The sequence below is a fragment of the Caballeronia sp. GAFFF2 genome (assembly GCF_023631485.1).
In the GTDB taxonomy this organism is placed as follows: Bacteria; Pseudomonadota; Gammaproteobacteria; order Burkholderiales; family Burkholderiaceae; genus Caballeronia.
Genome location: NZ_JALQDA010000006.1, coordinates 1 through 14,788 on the forward strand (window position 1 = coordinate 1; position 14,788 = coordinate 14,788).

General features: G+C 60.4%; 15 protein-coding genes, 1 tRNA gene and 1 pseudogene. 4 read left to right on the forward strand and 13 right to left on the reverse strand.

Features of this window, described 5'->3' with window-relative positions:
- Positions 1 to 142 precede the first annotated feature (142 nt).
- The 4 genes from NCT04_RS02620 to NCT04_RS02635 all read right to left on the reverse strand — a co-directional run bounded on the left by NCT04_RS02620 (position 143) and on the right by NCT04_RS02635 (position 2,905).
- Positions 143 to 520, reverse strand: a complete 378-nt coding sequence (locus tag NCT04_RS02620) for a hypothetical protein (RefSeq protein WP_250463256.1) — start codon at positions 518 to 520, stop codon at positions 143 to 145.
- Positions 521 to 633: 113 nt separating this feature from the next.
- Complete coding sequence (locus NCT04_RS02625) at positions 634 to 1,023, reverse strand: hypothetical protein (protein ID WP_250463259.1); 390 nt, start codon at positions 1,021 to 1,023, stop codon at positions 634 to 636.
- 41 nt (positions 1,024 to 1,064) lie between these two features.
- Entirely contained in the window at positions 1,065 to 1,679 is a 615-nt protein-coding gene (locus tag NCT04_RS02630; protein WP_250463262.1) for a hypothetical protein, read from the reverse strand.
- A gap of 83 nt (positions 1,680 to 1,762) precedes the next feature.
- Positions 1,763 to 2,905 carry a CAP domain-containing protein gene (locus NCT04_RS02635; RefSeq protein ID WP_250463266.1) on the reverse strand — a complete coding sequence of 381 codons (1,143 nt, stop codon included), beginning with the start codon at positions 2,903 to 2,905 and terminating at the stop codon, positions 1,763 to 1,765.
- 180 nt (positions 2,906 to 3,085) lie between these two features.
- On the opposite strand from NCT04_RS02635, the gene NCT04_RS02640 reads away from it, so the two are divergent.
- Both NCT04_RS02640 and NCT04_RS02645 read left to right on the forward strand, forming a co-directional pair.
- Positions 3,086 to 3,532 (forward strand): helix-turn-helix domain-containing protein, encoded by a 447-nt coding sequence (locus NCT04_RS02640; protein WP_284509309.1) that lies wholly within the window; start codon positions 3,086 to 3,088, stop codon positions 3,530 to 3,532.
- Between the two features lie 112 nt (positions 3,533 to 3,644).
- On the forward strand, positions 3,645 to 4,832 hold the full coding sequence (locus NCT04_RS02645) for a helix-turn-helix domain-containing protein (RefSeq protein ID WP_250463273.1): 1,188 nt from the start codon (positions 3,645 to 3,647) through the stop codon (positions 4,830 to 4,832).
- A gap of 71 nt (positions 4,833 to 4,903) precedes the next feature.
- Here NCT04_RS02645 and NCT04_RS02650 read toward each other — a convergent pair whose 3' ends face one another.
- On the reverse strand, positions 4,904 to 5,242 hold the full coding sequence (locus NCT04_RS02650) for a hypothetical protein (RefSeq protein ID WP_250463277.1): 339 nt from the start codon (positions 5,240 to 5,242) through the stop codon (positions 4,904 to 4,906).
- 294 nt (positions 5,243 to 5,536) lie between these two features.
- Complete coding sequence (locus NCT04_RS02655; protein WP_250463280.1) at positions 5,537 to 6,064, reverse strand: hypothetical protein; 528 nt, start codon at positions 6,062 to 6,064, stop codon at positions 5,537 to 5,539.
- A 163-nt stretch (positions 6,065 to 6,227) separates the two neighbouring features.
- On the opposite strand from NCT04_RS02655, the gene NCT04_RS02660 reads away from it, so the two are divergent.
- Together NCT04_RS02660 and NCT04_RS02665 are read left to right on the forward strand one after the other, a co-directional pair.
- Complete coding sequence (locus tag NCT04_RS02660) at positions 6,228 to 6,824, forward strand: hypothetical protein (protein WP_250463283.1); 597 nt, start codon at positions 6,228 to 6,230, stop codon at positions 6,822 to 6,824.
- 2 nt (positions 6,825 to 6,826) lie between these two features.
- On the forward strand, positions 6,827 to 7,297 hold the full coding sequence (locus tag NCT04_RS02665; RefSeq protein WP_250463286.1) for a hypothetical protein: 471 nt from the start codon (positions 6,827 to 6,829) through the stop codon (positions 7,295 to 7,297).
- A 113-nt stretch (positions 7,298 to 7,410) separates the two neighbouring features.
- On the opposite strand, the gene NCT04_RS02670 is transcribed toward NCT04_RS02665, so the two are convergent.
- The 7 genes and pseudogenes from NCT04_RS02670 to NCT04_RS02700 form a co-directional block, all read right to left on the reverse strand.
- Positions 7,411 to 8,640, reverse strand: coding sequence for an AAA family ATPase (locus tag NCT04_RS02670; protein ID WP_250463289.1), 1,230 nt, complete (start codon positions 8,638 to 8,640; stop codon positions 7,411 to 7,413).
- A gap of 107 nt (positions 8,641 to 8,747) precedes the next feature.
- A pseudogene (locus NCT04_RS02675) lies at positions 8,748 to 9,656 on the reverse strand (AAA family ATPase); the annotation flags it as partial.
- 176 nt (positions 9,657 to 9,832) lie between these two features.
- The gene (locus tag NCT04_RS02680) at positions 9,833 to 10,696 is read right to left on the reverse strand and encodes a Kiwa anti-phage protein KwaB-like domain-containing protein (RefSeq protein ID WP_250463292.1); all 864 of its coding nucleotides are present in this window, start codon (positions 10,694 to 10,696) and stop codon (positions 9,833 to 9,835) included.
- Positions 10,697 to 10,708: 12 nt separating this feature from the next.
- Positions 10,709 to 11,236, reverse strand: coding sequence for a KwaA family protein (locus NCT04_RS02685; RefSeq protein ID WP_250463294.1), 528 nt, complete (start codon positions 11,234 to 11,236; stop codon positions 10,709 to 10,711).
- 23 nt (positions 11,237 to 11,259) lie between these two features.
- On the reverse strand, positions 11,260 to 12,780 hold the full coding sequence (locus NCT04_RS02690) for a site-specific integrase (RefSeq protein ID WP_250463296.1): 1,521 nt from the start codon (positions 12,778 to 12,780) through the stop codon (positions 11,260 to 11,262).
- A 93-nt stretch (positions 12,781 to 12,873) separates the two neighbouring features.
- Positions 12,874 to 12,950 (reverse strand) — tRNA-Met (locus tag NCT04_RS02695).
- A gap of 98 nt (positions 12,951 to 13,048) precedes the next feature.
- The gene (locus tag NCT04_RS02700; RefSeq protein ID WP_244827131.1) at positions 13,049 to 14,707 is read right to left on the reverse strand and encodes an MFS transporter; all 1,659 of its coding nucleotides are present in this window, start codon (positions 14,705 to 14,707) and stop codon (positions 13,049 to 13,051) included.
- Positions 14,708 to 14,788 lie beyond the last annotated feature (81 nt).

The window sequence follows — 14,788 nt, forward strand, 5'->3', positions numbered from 1 at the left end:
CGAAGTGGCCGCTCGTTTAGTGTTCAGCGGCTGCGTGCGGTTTGGGACGTGGGGGGCGCCACCATACCCGGGGCAGAGACACGCGCGGCGCATGCGCCGCGCCGAGTCGGTCGCCGGCTCCGTTCCGCGAGCCGCTGGCGATCTATTGAACCGCCGCGTTGTCGTCGAAAAGATGCCCCAGTCTGCCGCCAGCGATGAAGACGCCGATGAAGACGTTCAAGACGAAACCGTAAAACCAGCAAGCGCCATAGCTCATGCGGTTGTGCTCCATGAACGCGGGCAGAGCGATGCCGAACAAGCAAACGAACGAGCCGAGCACAAGCCATAAGAAGTCTTTGCCCCTTTGAGCGCTTCGCGCAAAGATGTTCACGGAAAACCAGATGAAAAAACCCATCCCGAACAGCAAGTTGAGAATGGGGATCGACATGAAGATCACAAACAACCCGATCAGCGCGACTTTTGAGAACGCCTTGCCGCGTCTAAGTTGCGATGCTTCGCTTGCTAGTTTTGCGTTTGACATGGAAAACTCCGAATGATTAAAAATATGCTCTTGCGGAGAGCCGGCGAATTCAGTGAACGTCTGCGAGCCGCGAGTCGTTTTCGCAAGCCGTCAAAGATCAATTGAGAATGGGGTTAGCCCTTCGCGGGGTCGGCGGCAATCCATCCCTCTGAGCCTTTAAGCATCCGAACGCGGCTTGTGCCTGCTTTGTTCTCGATGTCGCAAAGATAGGCTTTTTCGCCGTCTGATTTGCAGCCAATCAACTTTGTCGCGTCGACCGCCCGCCTTTCTTCCGAGAGTCGCTGATCGAGAAATGAGTTCTTTCCCATCAGTTGCTCCGCTTGCGTCTTTCCTTGATCGAGTTGCTTGGTCAACGCGGCCCTCACGTCGGCTTCGCTCGGCGAGCCGCCGCAAGCAGACAAGAGCGTCGAGACCCCGAGCGCGGCGACCAAGCTCAGTCGTTTAGGCCGCTTCGACGATTTGGGAATTGCGTTGGTTTGGCGGCGTATTTGTTTGATTTGCATGTCTAATTTTTGGGTGTTTGTTTGAGATAGGCAGCTTGCTTTTAAGGCTTTGCCGCAGGCGTTGTGTGCCGCAGCAGCATGAGCCGCGTTGAAACCATTGGCCCTTTGGCTGGCGAGTCGCGCAGCTCGGATTTGACGATTCGCTTGGCCGAGGGCGCATACCACAGCGTCTCTCGCGTGACGCCCGAGCCGCCGTAAAGCTCGTCGCTTTGCCACAGCGTCTTCTCCGCGATTCGAAACGCCTCGAAAATTCCGGCCGGCGTCTCCACGCGCTCGACGGCCTCGACTTTGGCCTGTCGCTTGCACTCGGAACGCCACGAGCCGTTGCGATAAAGATAGGAAGCCGTCCAGCTCTTGCCGACAAACAATGGGAATTCGAGCCGCTGGTCGCTCGGCTCGAATTCGCTTGCCCCCGAGCGTCGATAGTTCGTGTTCGCGTCAATGAGCGCGAACCCCGAGCGGCCGCCCGAGAGCGAGATCGCGGTCTCGCTGGCGGAGACGCTGGAAACGGCCTGCGCGTAGCGCGCGTTTTGCGCGGGGTCCAGATCGCTGCGATAGTCGAACTCCCACTCTTCTCCGACAGCGAAGGCCGGGGCTTCGGCCCGGACCAGCGCGGGGGCGGTCGTCGCCGAGGCGGGAACGGGCGGCGGGAACACGGGGCTTGTGTTCGCCGCGCACGCGGCGAGGCCGGCGAGGACGGCGCACGCAAGTGGAAATGGCGCTCTCATTGCGGCGCGCCTCAATTGAAGACCGGCAAGCGATTCGCGCCGGCTGCGCCAGGCGAGCGTTGCGACTTCGCAGAAGTGGCGGCGGAGGGCGTCGCCGACGTGTTTGACGAGCCTGTCGTCGTGCCCGTCGTGAACGACCAGCTCACAGAGAACGGCGTGGCCGTCGTGATCGACGTGTTCGTCAGCGAGCCCGTTGCCGTGACCTTGTAGGTCGTGTTGTTGGCCAGCGGAGCGATCGGAACGCACACGGCCAGGCGGGTTGCTTCCGCGTTGTTGCTGTTGTCCATCTCGTCGCACTGAACCGCGGCGCCCGAAGCGTCCGTGATCGCGAACGACACGTTCGAAAACGCGCCATTGCCAGCCGCGGTGAGCGTCACCGGGTAGCCGACCACCGTGTTCACCAGCTGCGGGTGGTTGGCCGCCAGCGGATTCGGCGTTTCGATCGCCAGCCAGGTCGGCTTGACGTTCGTCTGGCCGGCATACGGGTAGGCCACGAGCTTGTTGTCCGGCGTCGAAGCGACGTAGTCGACGAAGTCGCCCACAAACGTCGAATACTTCGTCGGGTCCGTGGTCGGGACTTGGCCCATGCCGACGCCCGTCGTGTCGAACAGGAAAATCGCGCGGTGGAACGGAGCGTCAAACAGGCCGTCGATCGCTTCGGTCGAGCTCGAGAAGCCCGTCGGGTTCGCGGGGTTGCCCGGGAAGCCCGCGGCGATTTCGCCGACCGAGTTCGTGGTGTAGCCGGCGGCCGCGACGCGGTCCGTCGGCGACACGCCCGTGAAGTCCGGCTGGCCAGCGGTTTCATAGTGGCCGACGCTGTTGGTGTCTTGCATGTTCTTGGCGTGGTTCAGAGCCGCCGTGCCCACGGCCGACACATACTTTAAAACTGGCAGGCCGAGTTGAGCGCGCATCGCGTTCGCGTAAGCGAGCGAGTCGTTGACTGCGTCGCCGGTCGCCGTGAAAGAGGCCGCGCCCGCGCCCGCCGGGGTCAACAGGGAGATCGAGCTTGTGTTCGTGTTGGTGTCCGCGCCGGTGTTCGCGCCCCCTCCCGTGTTCGCTCCGCTGCCGGCCGGCGTCGTGGCCGCTCCGCCGCTGTTTCCTCCGCCTCCGCCGCAAGCTGCCAGGAAGAGGGCAAAGGCGGCCGCTGAGGCCAAGGTTTTAGTTTTCATTTGATCCTCGTTTGCGGCTTGCGCTTTTTCTGGCGCGCCCCGCATGTCTTGATATGTTTATAAATTAACGTAGTGCGACTACAGATTAACGTAACTCGTGTATTTTGCGCAGGGCATCCCCTCGAAAATAGACCCGCGTCGCTTTTTCGCGACGAGGGAGCTAGCATGCGAACGGCCGGTGGGAGCGAAGAACTGCTTAAGCGAATTGGCGGAGCGATTGCGGCCGCGCGCAAGCGCGCGGGTCTCACGCAATCGGTCGTGGCGAACGCCGTCGGCGTCGAGATTCAAACGATTTCTCGGCTGGAAACCGGAACCATCTCCCCGACCGTTCACCGCCTCTCTCAATTCGCCGAATTGTTCGACTGCCCCATCGGATCGCTCTTCGGCGAGCATCGAGCAGCCGCAGGCGAAGACGCGCGGTCTTTGAGCTTGTTGATCGCGGATTTGCCAAGGGAGGACCGGCGAGTGATCCTCCGAATCGTCTCGGACGCGGCGTCGCTGGCTCGCGCGAAGGATGAGAGGCAATACCGCGAAGCGGCCATCGAGCGCCGTGAATTGCTTGAAGCGACCGGCGGCGACAAAGGCAAAAAGCGGCGGGCCAAACGCTTGTGAGCGAATCGGCGCGTTGGCCATGACCATCTTTCGCCATCGCGCATGGCGACTTGTCTCAACAGTCATCTCCCCCGTCCTTCTCTCGTTCTGCCGCTTTAAGCGGCGCTGTCCAATGGGCGAGATATTCCTCGAAGCCCGCGTGTCGCGCCGCTCGTTGCGTCCGGCGTTTCCTCTCATTTCGTCCGCAATCGCTTGGCTTGCGCCGCCGCGCCGCCGCCGCCGCGCGCGCGGGCCAATTAAAATGCGCAAAAAACGAACAAGCGATGAAATGCCGAAGCCTTTGCGATTTGACAGCGGAGCCGTGGGGCCGATGGACGCGGAAGAAGTGTGGAGGGAGGCGTTGCGCCCAATCTACGAGTTGCAACGATCAAAGACGGAGTTCGAAGCCCTGATTCACACGTGGAGCCTCGACGGCAAGATGTTGCTGACGAGGCATTTCACGAAAGACGAGGTTTGGTTCAAGCGCACGCGGCGACGCATAGCGACGAGCGGCGTCGAGCACTATCTCGTGCACTGCCTGCTCGGCGGAAGCTTGGCGTCGGAATCCGAAGGCGCGCAACAGCGGGTCGCGCTTAATTCGATCGCTGTGCGCGACACAAGCGTGGAGAACGTCGGCTTCGCCGTGAACGCCCCCATGCTCACGCTGAGCGTTCCGCGCGCGGCCCTTGACCGGCTGATGCCGGAGGGCGCTAAGCTGCACGGGGCGACGTTCGCGGCAGCCGATCCCGTCGGCGCGCTCATGTCGTCGCACGTCGTGGCGCTCGCGAATGTTTTGACGGACATGTCAACCGACCAATCGCGCGTCGCGGCGGAGGCGACGATCGGCTTGCTGGCCTCTTGCCTGCTTCCGCAAGTTGTGGAGATCGACGAAAGCCGGCCGGACGCCCGCTTGTCTCCGATGCTCCGCGCTCGCGCTTTGGCGATGATTGAGCGTCGTTTGCTGGACCCCGAGCTAGGCGTGGAATCGCTTTGCAAGTCTTTGCGGCTTTCGCGCACTTCGCTTTACGAGTTGTTCGCTGATCGCGGCGGGGTGGCGAACGCGATTCGCGGCAAACGGCTTGACGAGGCGTATCGGCGGTTGGCGGATCCGATGCGAATGCGGGAGCGAATTGGCGAGATAGCCTACGCCAGCGGTTTTTCGAGCGAGTCGACATTCCATCGAGCTTTCAAGGATCGCTTTGGCTGCTCTCCGACGGAGGCTCGCAACGAGAGCGCGGGCCCGAGACGGCCGGAGGCCGACGACACGCCCGAGGCCCTGGCCGCACGATATGAAGCGGCCGTGCGCAACTTGAAGGGGTAATTGCGAAGTCAGTGGCGGACCAAGAGCGCGCGCGTCGCGGGCAAAATCCTTGGCGCTCATGGCCGCCGGGATCAATCCAGCGTCGCGTCAGGTTCCCCGAGCCAAGGCAAGTCGATCGGCGAAATGACGAACGCGCGCTCCGGCGTGTTTGCAGTTTTCGGTTGGGTCCAAACAAGGCCAAACCGCAGCTCGTCCCGCTCGGGCAGCGAAAATATGCGTGGCCGCTGCTTGAAGTCGCCGCTCCATCCAGCCGCGCGAGCGGTGTCGAGCGCCCATTGATATTCGATTTCAAGGACGCCGATTTCCGGGCTGTTTTCCTTGCGCGCAAGTTCGCGCGCTTCGTCAAACATCGGCATCCATCCAAAGTTGCTGTGAGAGAGATCTTCCAGAGCGTAAGCGCGCCACGACATGCGAATTCCTTTGTTTTTTAAGCGCGCGCCGAATGGCGCGCTTCCTGAATGTCGGACGCGCGACGATTATCTTAAGCCTTGCCGAATCCGAACGAGTCAGCAGCGATTGCCGTGAGGCCATGCAACTTTCTCAGTATGGGAGGGCTCGCATCGTTCACACGGCAAGGAATGAGCAGCCGGAGCGGCCCTAGCGAGGCCACGCGGGTGCCGGTGCGCCACGCGGCGACGCGGAGTCCGCATTCGGAGGCGGCTTTAGACGAAACGCGCCTCGCCAATCGGCGCGGCCGGTGGTCGTCAACGGGCGCGGTCGATTCGGCCGCAGACGGCCTCTCTGAAACGAGCGCATGCGGCGTCGAGATCGGCGATGGCGCCTTTCAGCTCGCTGGCGTGGGCCGGCGAAAGGCGAGCGGGATTCAGGTAAGGCTCGACGGCCTGTTTTGCGCGCGACAAATTTCGAAACTCGGCGAACGCCTGGCCCGCCGCGCCGACGCTCGCGCCGTCGGCGGCGCAATGGCTCAGCCGCGCGAACAACTCCGGCAAAATCCAATGGGACGCGGCGATGGAATCCATCGCGTCGGCGAAGGGGAGCCGGCCTTCGCTCACGCCCAGATGCATGCGGCAGACGCCTAGAAAACGTTTGCTCCAAGAGTCGAAAATGTCCAGCGTCTCTTGCAGCGCGCAGGAGTCGCGCTCGCACACGGCGCCACGGGGCGACGGGCTTGGCGAGTCGACGCGCTCGGGCTGATCGCGAACCCCTTCGGACGGGCTTTGAAAAGTCAGGCGGCCGCTGAACAGTCGCGGCCAGCGATAGGGCTGGGCCATGGTCGCGCTCCGAGTCGTTTCGTCTAAGCATACGCTTTCAGAGCGGACGATTGTTTTAAGGATTTCACGGAGGAGCGGCGCGTCGTCTCGCCGCGCCCGTCGAGCGTTGCCCGCCGCGCCGTCGTGCGAGAATGACGCGTGATCATACAAAATGGCCTTGCCGATGCCGAAAGACTCAAAGGCCAAAGTGAAGCCGGGCTTGGCAAAGCGCGCCCGACACAAAAAGGCGTTGTTTTTGCCGCTCGACACGGCTGCGGCAAACCGCATTTCGCTGCGCTCGTGGACCGCTCTTCAACGCGCGCGCGACGGCGACGCCGACAACGAGGCCGCCCTTGCGCTCGCGCACGCGGCCATGGTGGCCGCGCGCGTCGCCGAGAAGGGCTTCGGCGAAGTGGACGGCGTCGCGATGGGCAAGGCGAAAGAGGGGCTCGCCGAGGTCATCGAAAGAGGCTGCGACAGCGGCGACTGGCGTTTCTCCGCCGAGCTGCTGGACGCGCTCGTCCCTGTGCTCGATGAGCATTGCCGCCAGCTTCGGCAAGTGAGGATGCTCGCCCAGGTCGAGGCGAACGAATGGCTTGAGGCGCGGATTGAGAAGGGCGCGCTGATGTCTGACTTGTTGAGCGGCAAGGCTCAAGGGACCGCTGAAAGGGCCGTTAAGAGCGGGAGCGGAGGCGGGGGCGCCGGAGGGGTGGCGGAGCGCGCAGACCAAGCGCCGGCTGCGCCCTCGGGCACGGATGAGCAAAATCGAGAGCGAAAGTGAACATGGGCGGCGAGCAGCATCGCGCGGAGGCGCGATATCAAGAGTTTCTGGCGACGATGGCGGCGCAGCGGTATTTCCTGACGATCGCCGAGCAGAAGGCCGCCCACGCGTTGCTGGCGCAGGGGTTTGGATTTGTGGAAGTCGCGACGCTTCTAGAAGCGTCGCCGTGGGTGGCGTTTTATCGAGAATGCCTCAAATCCCATCGCTTGCCCGAGTGTCCTCAAACGCGCGAGGCCTTGCGAGAATCGTTTGATCTTGGCGAGCCGAGCGCCGTCGCGGCGGAGCGCGCTTTGGAGGCTGTGCGACGACACGTCCAATCAATGGACAGGCCCCCAGTGGGGCACCCGGCGGCCGGGGCTGCGACGATCAAGGCGGCCGCCATTGAGTTCGAGATTGAGCTCTTCGGCCGAAGGCACGTTCGTAAGCAGCGCTGGCCCGACTGGATGGATCGATTGGTGGCAGGCGGCCGTTGAGCGCTATCTCGCGACGCTGTGGAGATCGAGCGCCCCTGCTATGCGAGGCCGCGCCCATGCGTTGCCCTTCATGCCTCAAATATTTGGCTGCTCGACAGGCCGACTGCTAACAGTCATGTCAGCGACGCTTTCAAGGCCTCGAAGTGCAGTGTGTCTTTCTCAAGCAGCTCGAATAAGTCGGAGACCACGTGCTCAATGTCGCAAATGAGATCGGTGTTCTTCGAGAGCCTCTCGATGTCGTTGAGATGGCTGAAGTAATGCAGGACTTTAAGAATGCGCTTCGACTTCTCCTTGCCGAAAAGCGTGTCAACGCGCTGGTCAACCGTTCCTTCGACGAAATGCGGAATGCGCGCGTAGCTATACAACTCCACGAATCGTCGAACGGCGTTAGGAATCGACAGCAGCGTTTCCAAATCGCCTTTGTCCGCGCTCGTGTGGAAGTTGCGGACGACGCCGAACATATAGTGGTATTCGGACGAATATTTAAGGATGGACAGCGGGAGATTCACAAACGTCGAGCTTGTGGGCGACAACTTTTTCGTTTGGAAATAGCGCCTTTTTTTCTTCGCCGGCAACTCGCGAAGCAACGAGAAGAACTCAAATTTGTGCGTCGAAATGAAGAGTTGCGCGCACGCTATTTTCCACTCGGCGTCGGTCTCGTCTTGCTTGAAGAAGACCTCTCTAATGATCGAGTTGACTTGAAATATATGGTTGCTGTCCAAGCTCGAAATGGGGTCGTCGATGTAGACAAGCGACTTCGAGAGGTCTTCGATCTCGTCCAGCTTGGTTAGGAAGAAGGCGAACGCAATGGCTGTCTTCTCGCCTTCGCTAAGGTTTTTCGCGATGGTCTCGCGGCGGGCAAGCCGGAAACGGTCTGACTCCCCTTCTTTGACGACTTCGATTTGGAGTTCATCGCTGCCGAGCAGATTCGAGATCCGCTCGTTGATCTTTTCGCGTCCTTTTTGCGCAAAGCTTATCTGCGCTTCCAGCTCCGAGTTTTCCGCTTTGAGGCGCTTTCCGATGGCCTCTATCTTGGTCCGGTGGGCAAGATTGATATCGCGTTTTTTGGCAATGCCCGACGCGCGTTCCGCTTCGAAAAGCTCGGCGGCGAAGTGCATTTTCGCTGTCTTGACGGCGCCGTTTTTGAGTTTGCCGAAGCTTGCGCCAATGGCGTTGTTGGCTGCCACGATTTCGTTGAAGGTGGCTGCGCGCCGCGCCACTTCTTTTTCCGCCTCGTTCGACAGAGCCGGAGGCTCCATCGCGTCGAAGGGGGCTTCCATTCTGCGCGCCATGGCTGCGGAAAGCAGGGCCGTCTGCTCATTGAAAGCCGTTGTCGCGGCCACCAAGTCTTGGTCGCGCTCGCCGCCTTCTCGCGGAAGTCGGGATAAAAGTTTGCCTTCGCGAACGCCGCAACCTCAACGCGAAGCGCGTCAGCGGATTGTTTCGCCGCGATCAATTCCCCTTTGAACCTCCGCAGGTCAGTGGAGAAGTGAGCGCGCAGAGCTTCCATTCGCTCCAAGGCCAGCGCGTTGCCGCAAAACTCGCAATGGCCCATGCCTTGATGCAGCGTCAAACCGTTCTCCACCCAATTCGCGACAGCCGAATTCTCTCGAAGGTAGTCGATTGCGGTCGACATCTGCGGCACCTTTCGAAGGAGAGGTCCGCATGCCGCTATCGCTTTCGACAAAGTGGGTTGAAGTCGAACCAAGGTTGCCGGGTCAAGCTTGTCCTTGTCGGAGGCCAAGGCCTGCTTGAGGCACGCTGCCAGATCTTCTGCGCTGAGGCGAGCCGCCGCCGCATTTTCTGCGTTTAGCCCGGCAAGCAAGCTGTTGAGATGCGAAGCTGTGAAGGCTTCGACAAGGGACAACTGCACTTTGATCTGCTTGGCCTCAACGGTGCGATTCTGGCTCATCTGATTTTCAGCGGCGTCCGCCAGCCGGCGGTGTTTCGCGAACGCCATTCGGCAGCGCTCAATGAGCTTGGCGTTTGAGGCGATCTTCTTTTGCGCCTCGATTGTGTCTTCGCCCAACAACAAAATCGGATGAAATGTTCCTCCGTTCCAACTGAGATTCTTTTCGACAAAATCCGAATTGAAAACGCGAACGACGCCGGCGTATGCGCCTAAGTTGGACTGGTCCAGCGTCGAACCGTTTTCCTCGGCAAGGGAGAATGCCGCCCCTGCGTAGTCCGCGTGAAGCGACTTCGCTTCTAGACAATGGAACAATCTTGACAACGTCGTTTTTCCTGAATAGTTCCATCCATAAATGACGTTCACCGGGGCGAAGTCCTGCATGCCGGCTGGCTTCGCATAGTCTCCAAAGACGCCAAACCTCTTGATGCGCGCCACTGTTTTGATCATGGTGTTTCCGCTCTCAGCGCCTTGTTATTTGATTGTCGATCCGGCGGCCCACGCGGCGAGAAGCGAAACACGCCGCGCCTCGTCGATAGGCAGAGGATTCTAGGTCAAGGTCTTGATCGCGAAAGGAGCGATTAGAGGCGAAAGTCGCCTCCAATTTTCCGCATCGAAAATCGAGGTTATTCCGCCGGCCGCTTCGAGTTCGAGACGAAATGAGTTTTTGACAACGGGGATTCGTAGTAATCCTCGGCCAGGAAAGTCAGAATCCGTCGCAATCCAACTCTATCGGTTGGCAGTATGATCCGTTCGTCGGGGTCCAGATCAATCTGAAGCTTGAATTGCAGAGCCGCCTCGGCGATCGCCTTGCCGGAGTGCGCGTCGAGCACGCCAGACTTGACGATGAATGATATCTTTCTCCTGACAAGCGGTTTGGCGGAGGTGACAAATCCATCCAAATCGAACACGGAAAGAGCGTCGTGCGACGCGAAAGCCTCGACATCCTCGTTTGTGGCTTCTTCGTAATGCCGGCTTAGATCAAAGACTCGTCGGAGCAGATGAAAGCTCTTGAATTTGAGAACGCCATTTTCCAAGACCGCCAGCAGGCTGTCGCCCAGCGTTATCCCGTCGTCGCGAATTTGCTGGAAGGTGTCTCCCGAATAAAACATTGAAAGACGTTTTTTCGAGATGATTCTTCGTCGATCAAAAATCTGAATGAGAGCCGCCACGCGAATGTCGTGCTCATGGCCCATAAACAGCGCCAAAATGCTCTCCGCGGAATGACGGGCGGGATCGAACTGGTCGATGGACAGCGGCCGATCAATCGCGGTTATTATGCCATCCACATCCTGGAAGCCCGCGATTTCAAGCGCTTCATCGCTCTCCGGCGAATAGCGTCCGTCAAAGGCGAACACTTCCTCGATCGAATTCTCGAAGAACGCGAGTTGGTCCGCGAAAGTCTTCTGCACTTCCCTTTGCAGATCGGCGGTTAGGCTGAAACGGAGAATGCGCGGCGCTGGCGCCTTCATCAAAGCAAACAAAGTCATTGATACGCCTTTTTATTTTTGGTCGGGCGCTTCGAGAATCCCAAAATCGCTGATTTGCACGACCTTCTTCACAGATAAGACGTTGCTGATCCTTCGTCGCGTGATCATAAGATAAGAAACGCCTCCGTCCGTGTCCACTTCGTAAAAATGATATCCGAGCAGCCCAAGCACGGGATTGACCTGCGCGCTTTGCGTCCCCCACAACACGAAGAGCAGCATCGCCGCTGCTACAAGCCACGCTACGAGGTCGGGGCTGGACGGCTGGGGCTTGAAAATCAGCGGCAGCGCGTAGGCGATGAAAAAGCCAATGACTTCCTTGTCGGCGCTTTTGGCCTTGGTGATGGTCACACGCAGGGTTTCGAGCCGACGCGCCGAAGCGGCGATGATGCCACCAGCTAGAAAGCCAAGCGCCAAGCACGTCGCGACAGCGGCAGAGGCCCAGAGGTAATTGCGAGATCGCGCGAATTGAAACGCCAAGGAAACCGACAAGGGCGAAATGGCGGTGAGCGCGAGAAGGACGCGAACGAGCCGGCTTAGCATGCGTGGGACCTTGCAGTTTCGACCTAGGGCTTAATGTTTGCGGACAGCCAGTCATTCCATCTGCCGCGCGAGTAGCAAAGCCCGCTCAAATCTAGCCCGGGATATCGCAAGCGGGGCAGAACGAGTTCGGCGAATTGCGCTGGCGTGTATTTCGCCTTGTAGCGAGCGGCACCCATCCCCTCGGCTTTGTGCCCGACAAACTCATCGATCTGAACCGGTTTTGCGTCATTTGCGTGCAGCGTCGTCTCGACTGTGTCGCGAAAACTATGGAAAACCTTTCGCCGGGGCTGATGCACACCGACTTCTGGCAGATGCTTTTCGTTGAAGTCGCGGCTGATGTATTTCTCACGCTTGCCCATCGAATCGGCTGGCAGGTGAGGAAAGAGCCGCGTCCCGCCGGCGCTGCGAACGTCTTCGATATAGTCGAGCAAGCCAAGGCGCAGCAGCTCGGAGTGAATTGGAATCGTTCGTGTCGAGTCTGCGTTTTTCGTGCGGGTGGGGTTCTCGCCGCGCGGATCGTGAGCGATGCGCAAGCACGGAAGGTCATCGACCGGCTCCAAGTCTTGCAGGCGAAGCTGAGCAATCTCGTTCGCTCGCGCACCTGTGAACAACGCGATGAGCGGAGCCCAGAATTGATGAGGTCTTTTGGCGTCGTTGAAACGTTCCGGCTCGAAGATCAACTTCAGCTCGTCTAGCGTAAACGCCTCTGCGCCGCCCTCGTCGCTGCGCGTCGGCGAGGGGCGCGCCACGCCCTCCAATGGATTCGGGCCGGCGTGCCTGCCGTTGCCGACCGCCCACTTCATGAACAGTTCGGAGGCGTTGATCTGCGCGCGAACAGTCTTTGGATGCAATGTTTTTCCGGCGCTCGTCTGCGTCAGCAACCCCTCGGCGTAGCGGATGCATTGGGCGCGCGCGATCGAATGGACCAACGCGTCCGGGCCGCCGACGGCTCGCGCAAAACCCGCCAACGCGGTCGCGTAGGCCTTGCGAGTCGATCCGGCCAGAGATCCGAGGTGGGACAGCCACGCCGCGATTGCTTCGTCGAGGCGCTGCGGAACGTCGACGGGCGGCGATGGGGCGCGCGGCGGTAACCCGATCGCGGCGGCCAACTCGTCTCGCTCGGCCAGTTGAGCGGCCGTCGGCTCGCCCGCCATTCGTTGGCCGAGTCGCGTTCGGGCTCGATCGATCATGGTCGAGAACGCGCGCAGCTCTTCGGCCTCTCGCCCCGGCGTGGTTTCCAAGCGATCGGCCGAGACAGAGCCGTCGGCTCCGATGCGCAAGCCCTCCACGATGAGCTTTCGGATCGAATCCGCGTCAATGCGGTCAGGGTCAAAATGCGCGGCCAAGCGTTTCGCCTCCTCAACGATCGGAATCATTCTTGCCGACAGATGGTAAGCCAAGAGGCGGGCGGCCGTCGGGCTTTTCGTGCCAAGCGAGCGCTTGATTTCTCTTTGGCCGAGGACCGCCCGAAGGGAGGCGGGAAGGACGAGGCGAAACGAATAGACGCCGTGTCGAGAACGGCGAAGGTGCGACGCAAGGCGCATGGGCTCACTCAATAAAGAGTGGACCACCGCTTTGGACCCCCGGGCGCGCCCGGAAATGAAAAAAGCCCTGACAAGTCAGGGCTTTCGTGATGCTGGTGGCGAATCAGGGATTCGAACCCCGGACCTGCGGATTATGATTCCGTCGCTCTAACCGACTGAGCTAATTCGCCGAAAGAAGCGAGATTATGGCGATAGGTGAAACCGCTGTCAACCCCTGCCGCTCGTTTTATTCAAGCGGCAGGAAAGCGCCAGGAAAGCACCATCGTCATCAATCTTCGTCATAGACATTCGTCTTGCGCGTGTCCTTGACGAACAACATGCCGATCACGAACGTCGCCAGCGCAATCACAATCGGATACCACAAGCCCGAATAGATATCGCCTCTCGCGGCGACGATAGCGAAGGCCGTCGCCGGAAGAAATCCACCGAACCAGCCATTGCCGATGTGGTACGGCAGCGACATCGACGTGTAGCGAATCCGCGCCGGGAACATCTCGACCAGCATTGCCGCGATCGGGCCGTAGACCATCGTCACGAAGATCACGAGGATGGTCAGAACGACGATCGCCATCGGCCAGTTGATGAGCGCCGGATCGGCCTTCGCCGGGTAGCCCGCGCTCTTCAACGTGCCAGCAAGCGTCTTGTCGAAGGCCGCGCCTTGCGCCTTCGCGTCGGCCGCTTTGCCGTCGTAGGTGTTCACCACCGTTTCGCCGACCTTGATCTGCGCGAGCGTGCCCGCCGGTGCCGCGACGTTTTCGTAGTTGAGACCGGCCTTGGACAGCGCGCTCTTCGCGATATCGCACGACGACGTGAACTTCGACGTGCCCACCGGATTGAACTGGAACGAGCACTCGTCCGGATTCGAGATCACGACAATCGGCGACTTCTGCGTGGCGGCTTCGAGCGTCGGGTTGGTGTAGTGCGCGAGCGCCTTGAAGAGCGGGAAGAAGCTCAACGCGGCGATCAGGCAGCCCGCCATGATGATCGGCTTGCGGCCGATCCGGTCCGACAGCGACCCGAAGAACACGAAGAACGGCGTGCCGATCAAAAGCGCCACCGCGACCATGATATTCGCGCTGGTGCCATCGACCTTGAGGGTTTGCGTGAGGAAGAAGAGCGAGTAGAACTGCCCCGTGTACCACACGACCGCCTGACCCGCCGTCAAACCGAACAGCGCCAGCAACACGATCTTCAGGTTCTTCCATTCGCCGAACGCTTCGGTCAGCGGCGCCTTCGAAGTCTTGCCTTCGGACTTGATGCGCTCGAACACCGGCGATTCATGCAGCTTCATGCGAATCCACACCGACACCGCGAGCAGCAGGATCGATACGAGAAACGGAATACGCCAGCCCCAGGCACCGAACTGTTCTTCGCCAACCATCGTGCGTACCGCCAGAATCACGATCAGCGAAATGAAAAGGCCAAGCGTCGCCGTGGTCTGGATCCACGCGGTCCATGCGCCGCGCTTGTTGGCCGGTGCGTGCTCCGCGACGTAGGTCGCCGCGCCGCCGTACTCGCCGCCGAGCGCGAGGCCCTGCAGCAAGCGCATCGCGATGAAGATGACCGGCGCCGCAATGCCTATGGTCGCGTAGCCGGGCAGGAAGCCGATCAGAAACGTCGACAAACCCATGATGACGATGGTCACGAGGAAAGTGTATTTGCGCCCGACCATATCGCCGAGCCGCCCGAACACGATCGCGCCGAACGGACGCACCGCGAAACCCGCCGCGAAGCCGAGCAGCGTGAAGATGAAGCCAGCGGTCGGATTGACGCCCGAGAAGAACGTCTTGCTGATGTAGATGGCAAGCGAGCCCGCCAGATAAAAGTCGTACCACTCGAACACCGTGCCGAGCGACGAAGCGAAGATGACCTTCCTTTCCTCGCTCGTCATCGGTGCGTGGGAAATGCGCCCCTCAACCGTAGCCATGAATCGTCTCCTGTTTTGAATTCGCGTACGTGTCGGAAACGCCCGAGGCGCTCCGGTGCAACGATTATTGGAACGAAAACT

Bases quoted from the DNA above. Each gene is read 5' to 3' on its own strand.
- NCT04_RS02680 (WP_250463292.1), bottom strand. From the start codon at position 10,696: ATGACTTTGTTTGCTTTGATGAAGGCGCCAGCGCCGCGCATTCTCCGT.
- NCT04_RS02700 (WP_244827131.1), bottom strand. From the start codon at position 14,707: ATGGCTACGGTTGAGGGGCGCATTTCCCACGCACCGATGACGAGCGAG.
- NCT04_RS02625 (WP_250463259.1), bottom strand. From the start codon at position 1,023: ATGCAAATCAAACAAATACGCCGCCAAACCAACGCAATTCCCAAATCG.
- NCT04_RS02650 (WP_250463277.1), bottom strand. From the start codon at position 5,242: ATGTCGTGGCGCGCTTACGCTCTGGAAGATCTCTCTCACAGCAACTTT.
- NCT04_RS02665 (WP_250463286.1), top strand. From the start codon at position 6,827: ATGGGCGGCGAGCAGCATCGCGCGGAGGCGCGATATCAAGAGTTTCTG.
- NCT04_RS02640 (WP_284509309.1), top strand. From the start codon at position 3,086: ATGCGAACGGCCGGTGGGAGCGAAGAACTGCTTAAGCGAATTGGCGGA.
- NCT04_RS02645 (WP_250463273.1), top strand. From the start codon at position 3,645: ATGGGCGAGATATTCCTCGAAGCCCGCGTGTCGCGCCGCTCGTTGCGT.
- NCT04_RS02685 (WP_250463294.1), bottom strand. From the start codon at position 11,236: ATGCTAAGCCGGCTCGTTCGCGTCCTTCTCGCGCTCACCGCCATTTCG.
- NCT04_RS02655 (WP_250463280.1), bottom strand. From the start codon at position 6,064: ATGGCCCAGCCCTATCGCTGGCCGCGACTGTTCAGCGGCCGCCTGACT.
- NCT04_RS02660 (WP_250463283.1), top strand. From the start codon at position 6,228: ATGCCGAAAGACTCAAAGGCCAAAGTGAAGCCGGGCTTGGCAAAGCGC.
- NCT04_RS02690 (WP_250463296.1), bottom strand. From the start codon at position 12,780: ATGCGCCTTGCGTCGCACCTTCGCCGTTCTCGACACGGCGTCTATTCG.
- NCT04_RS02620 (WP_250463256.1), bottom strand. From the start codon at position 520: ATGTCAAACGCAAAACTAGCAAGCGAAGCATCGCAACTTAGACGCGGC.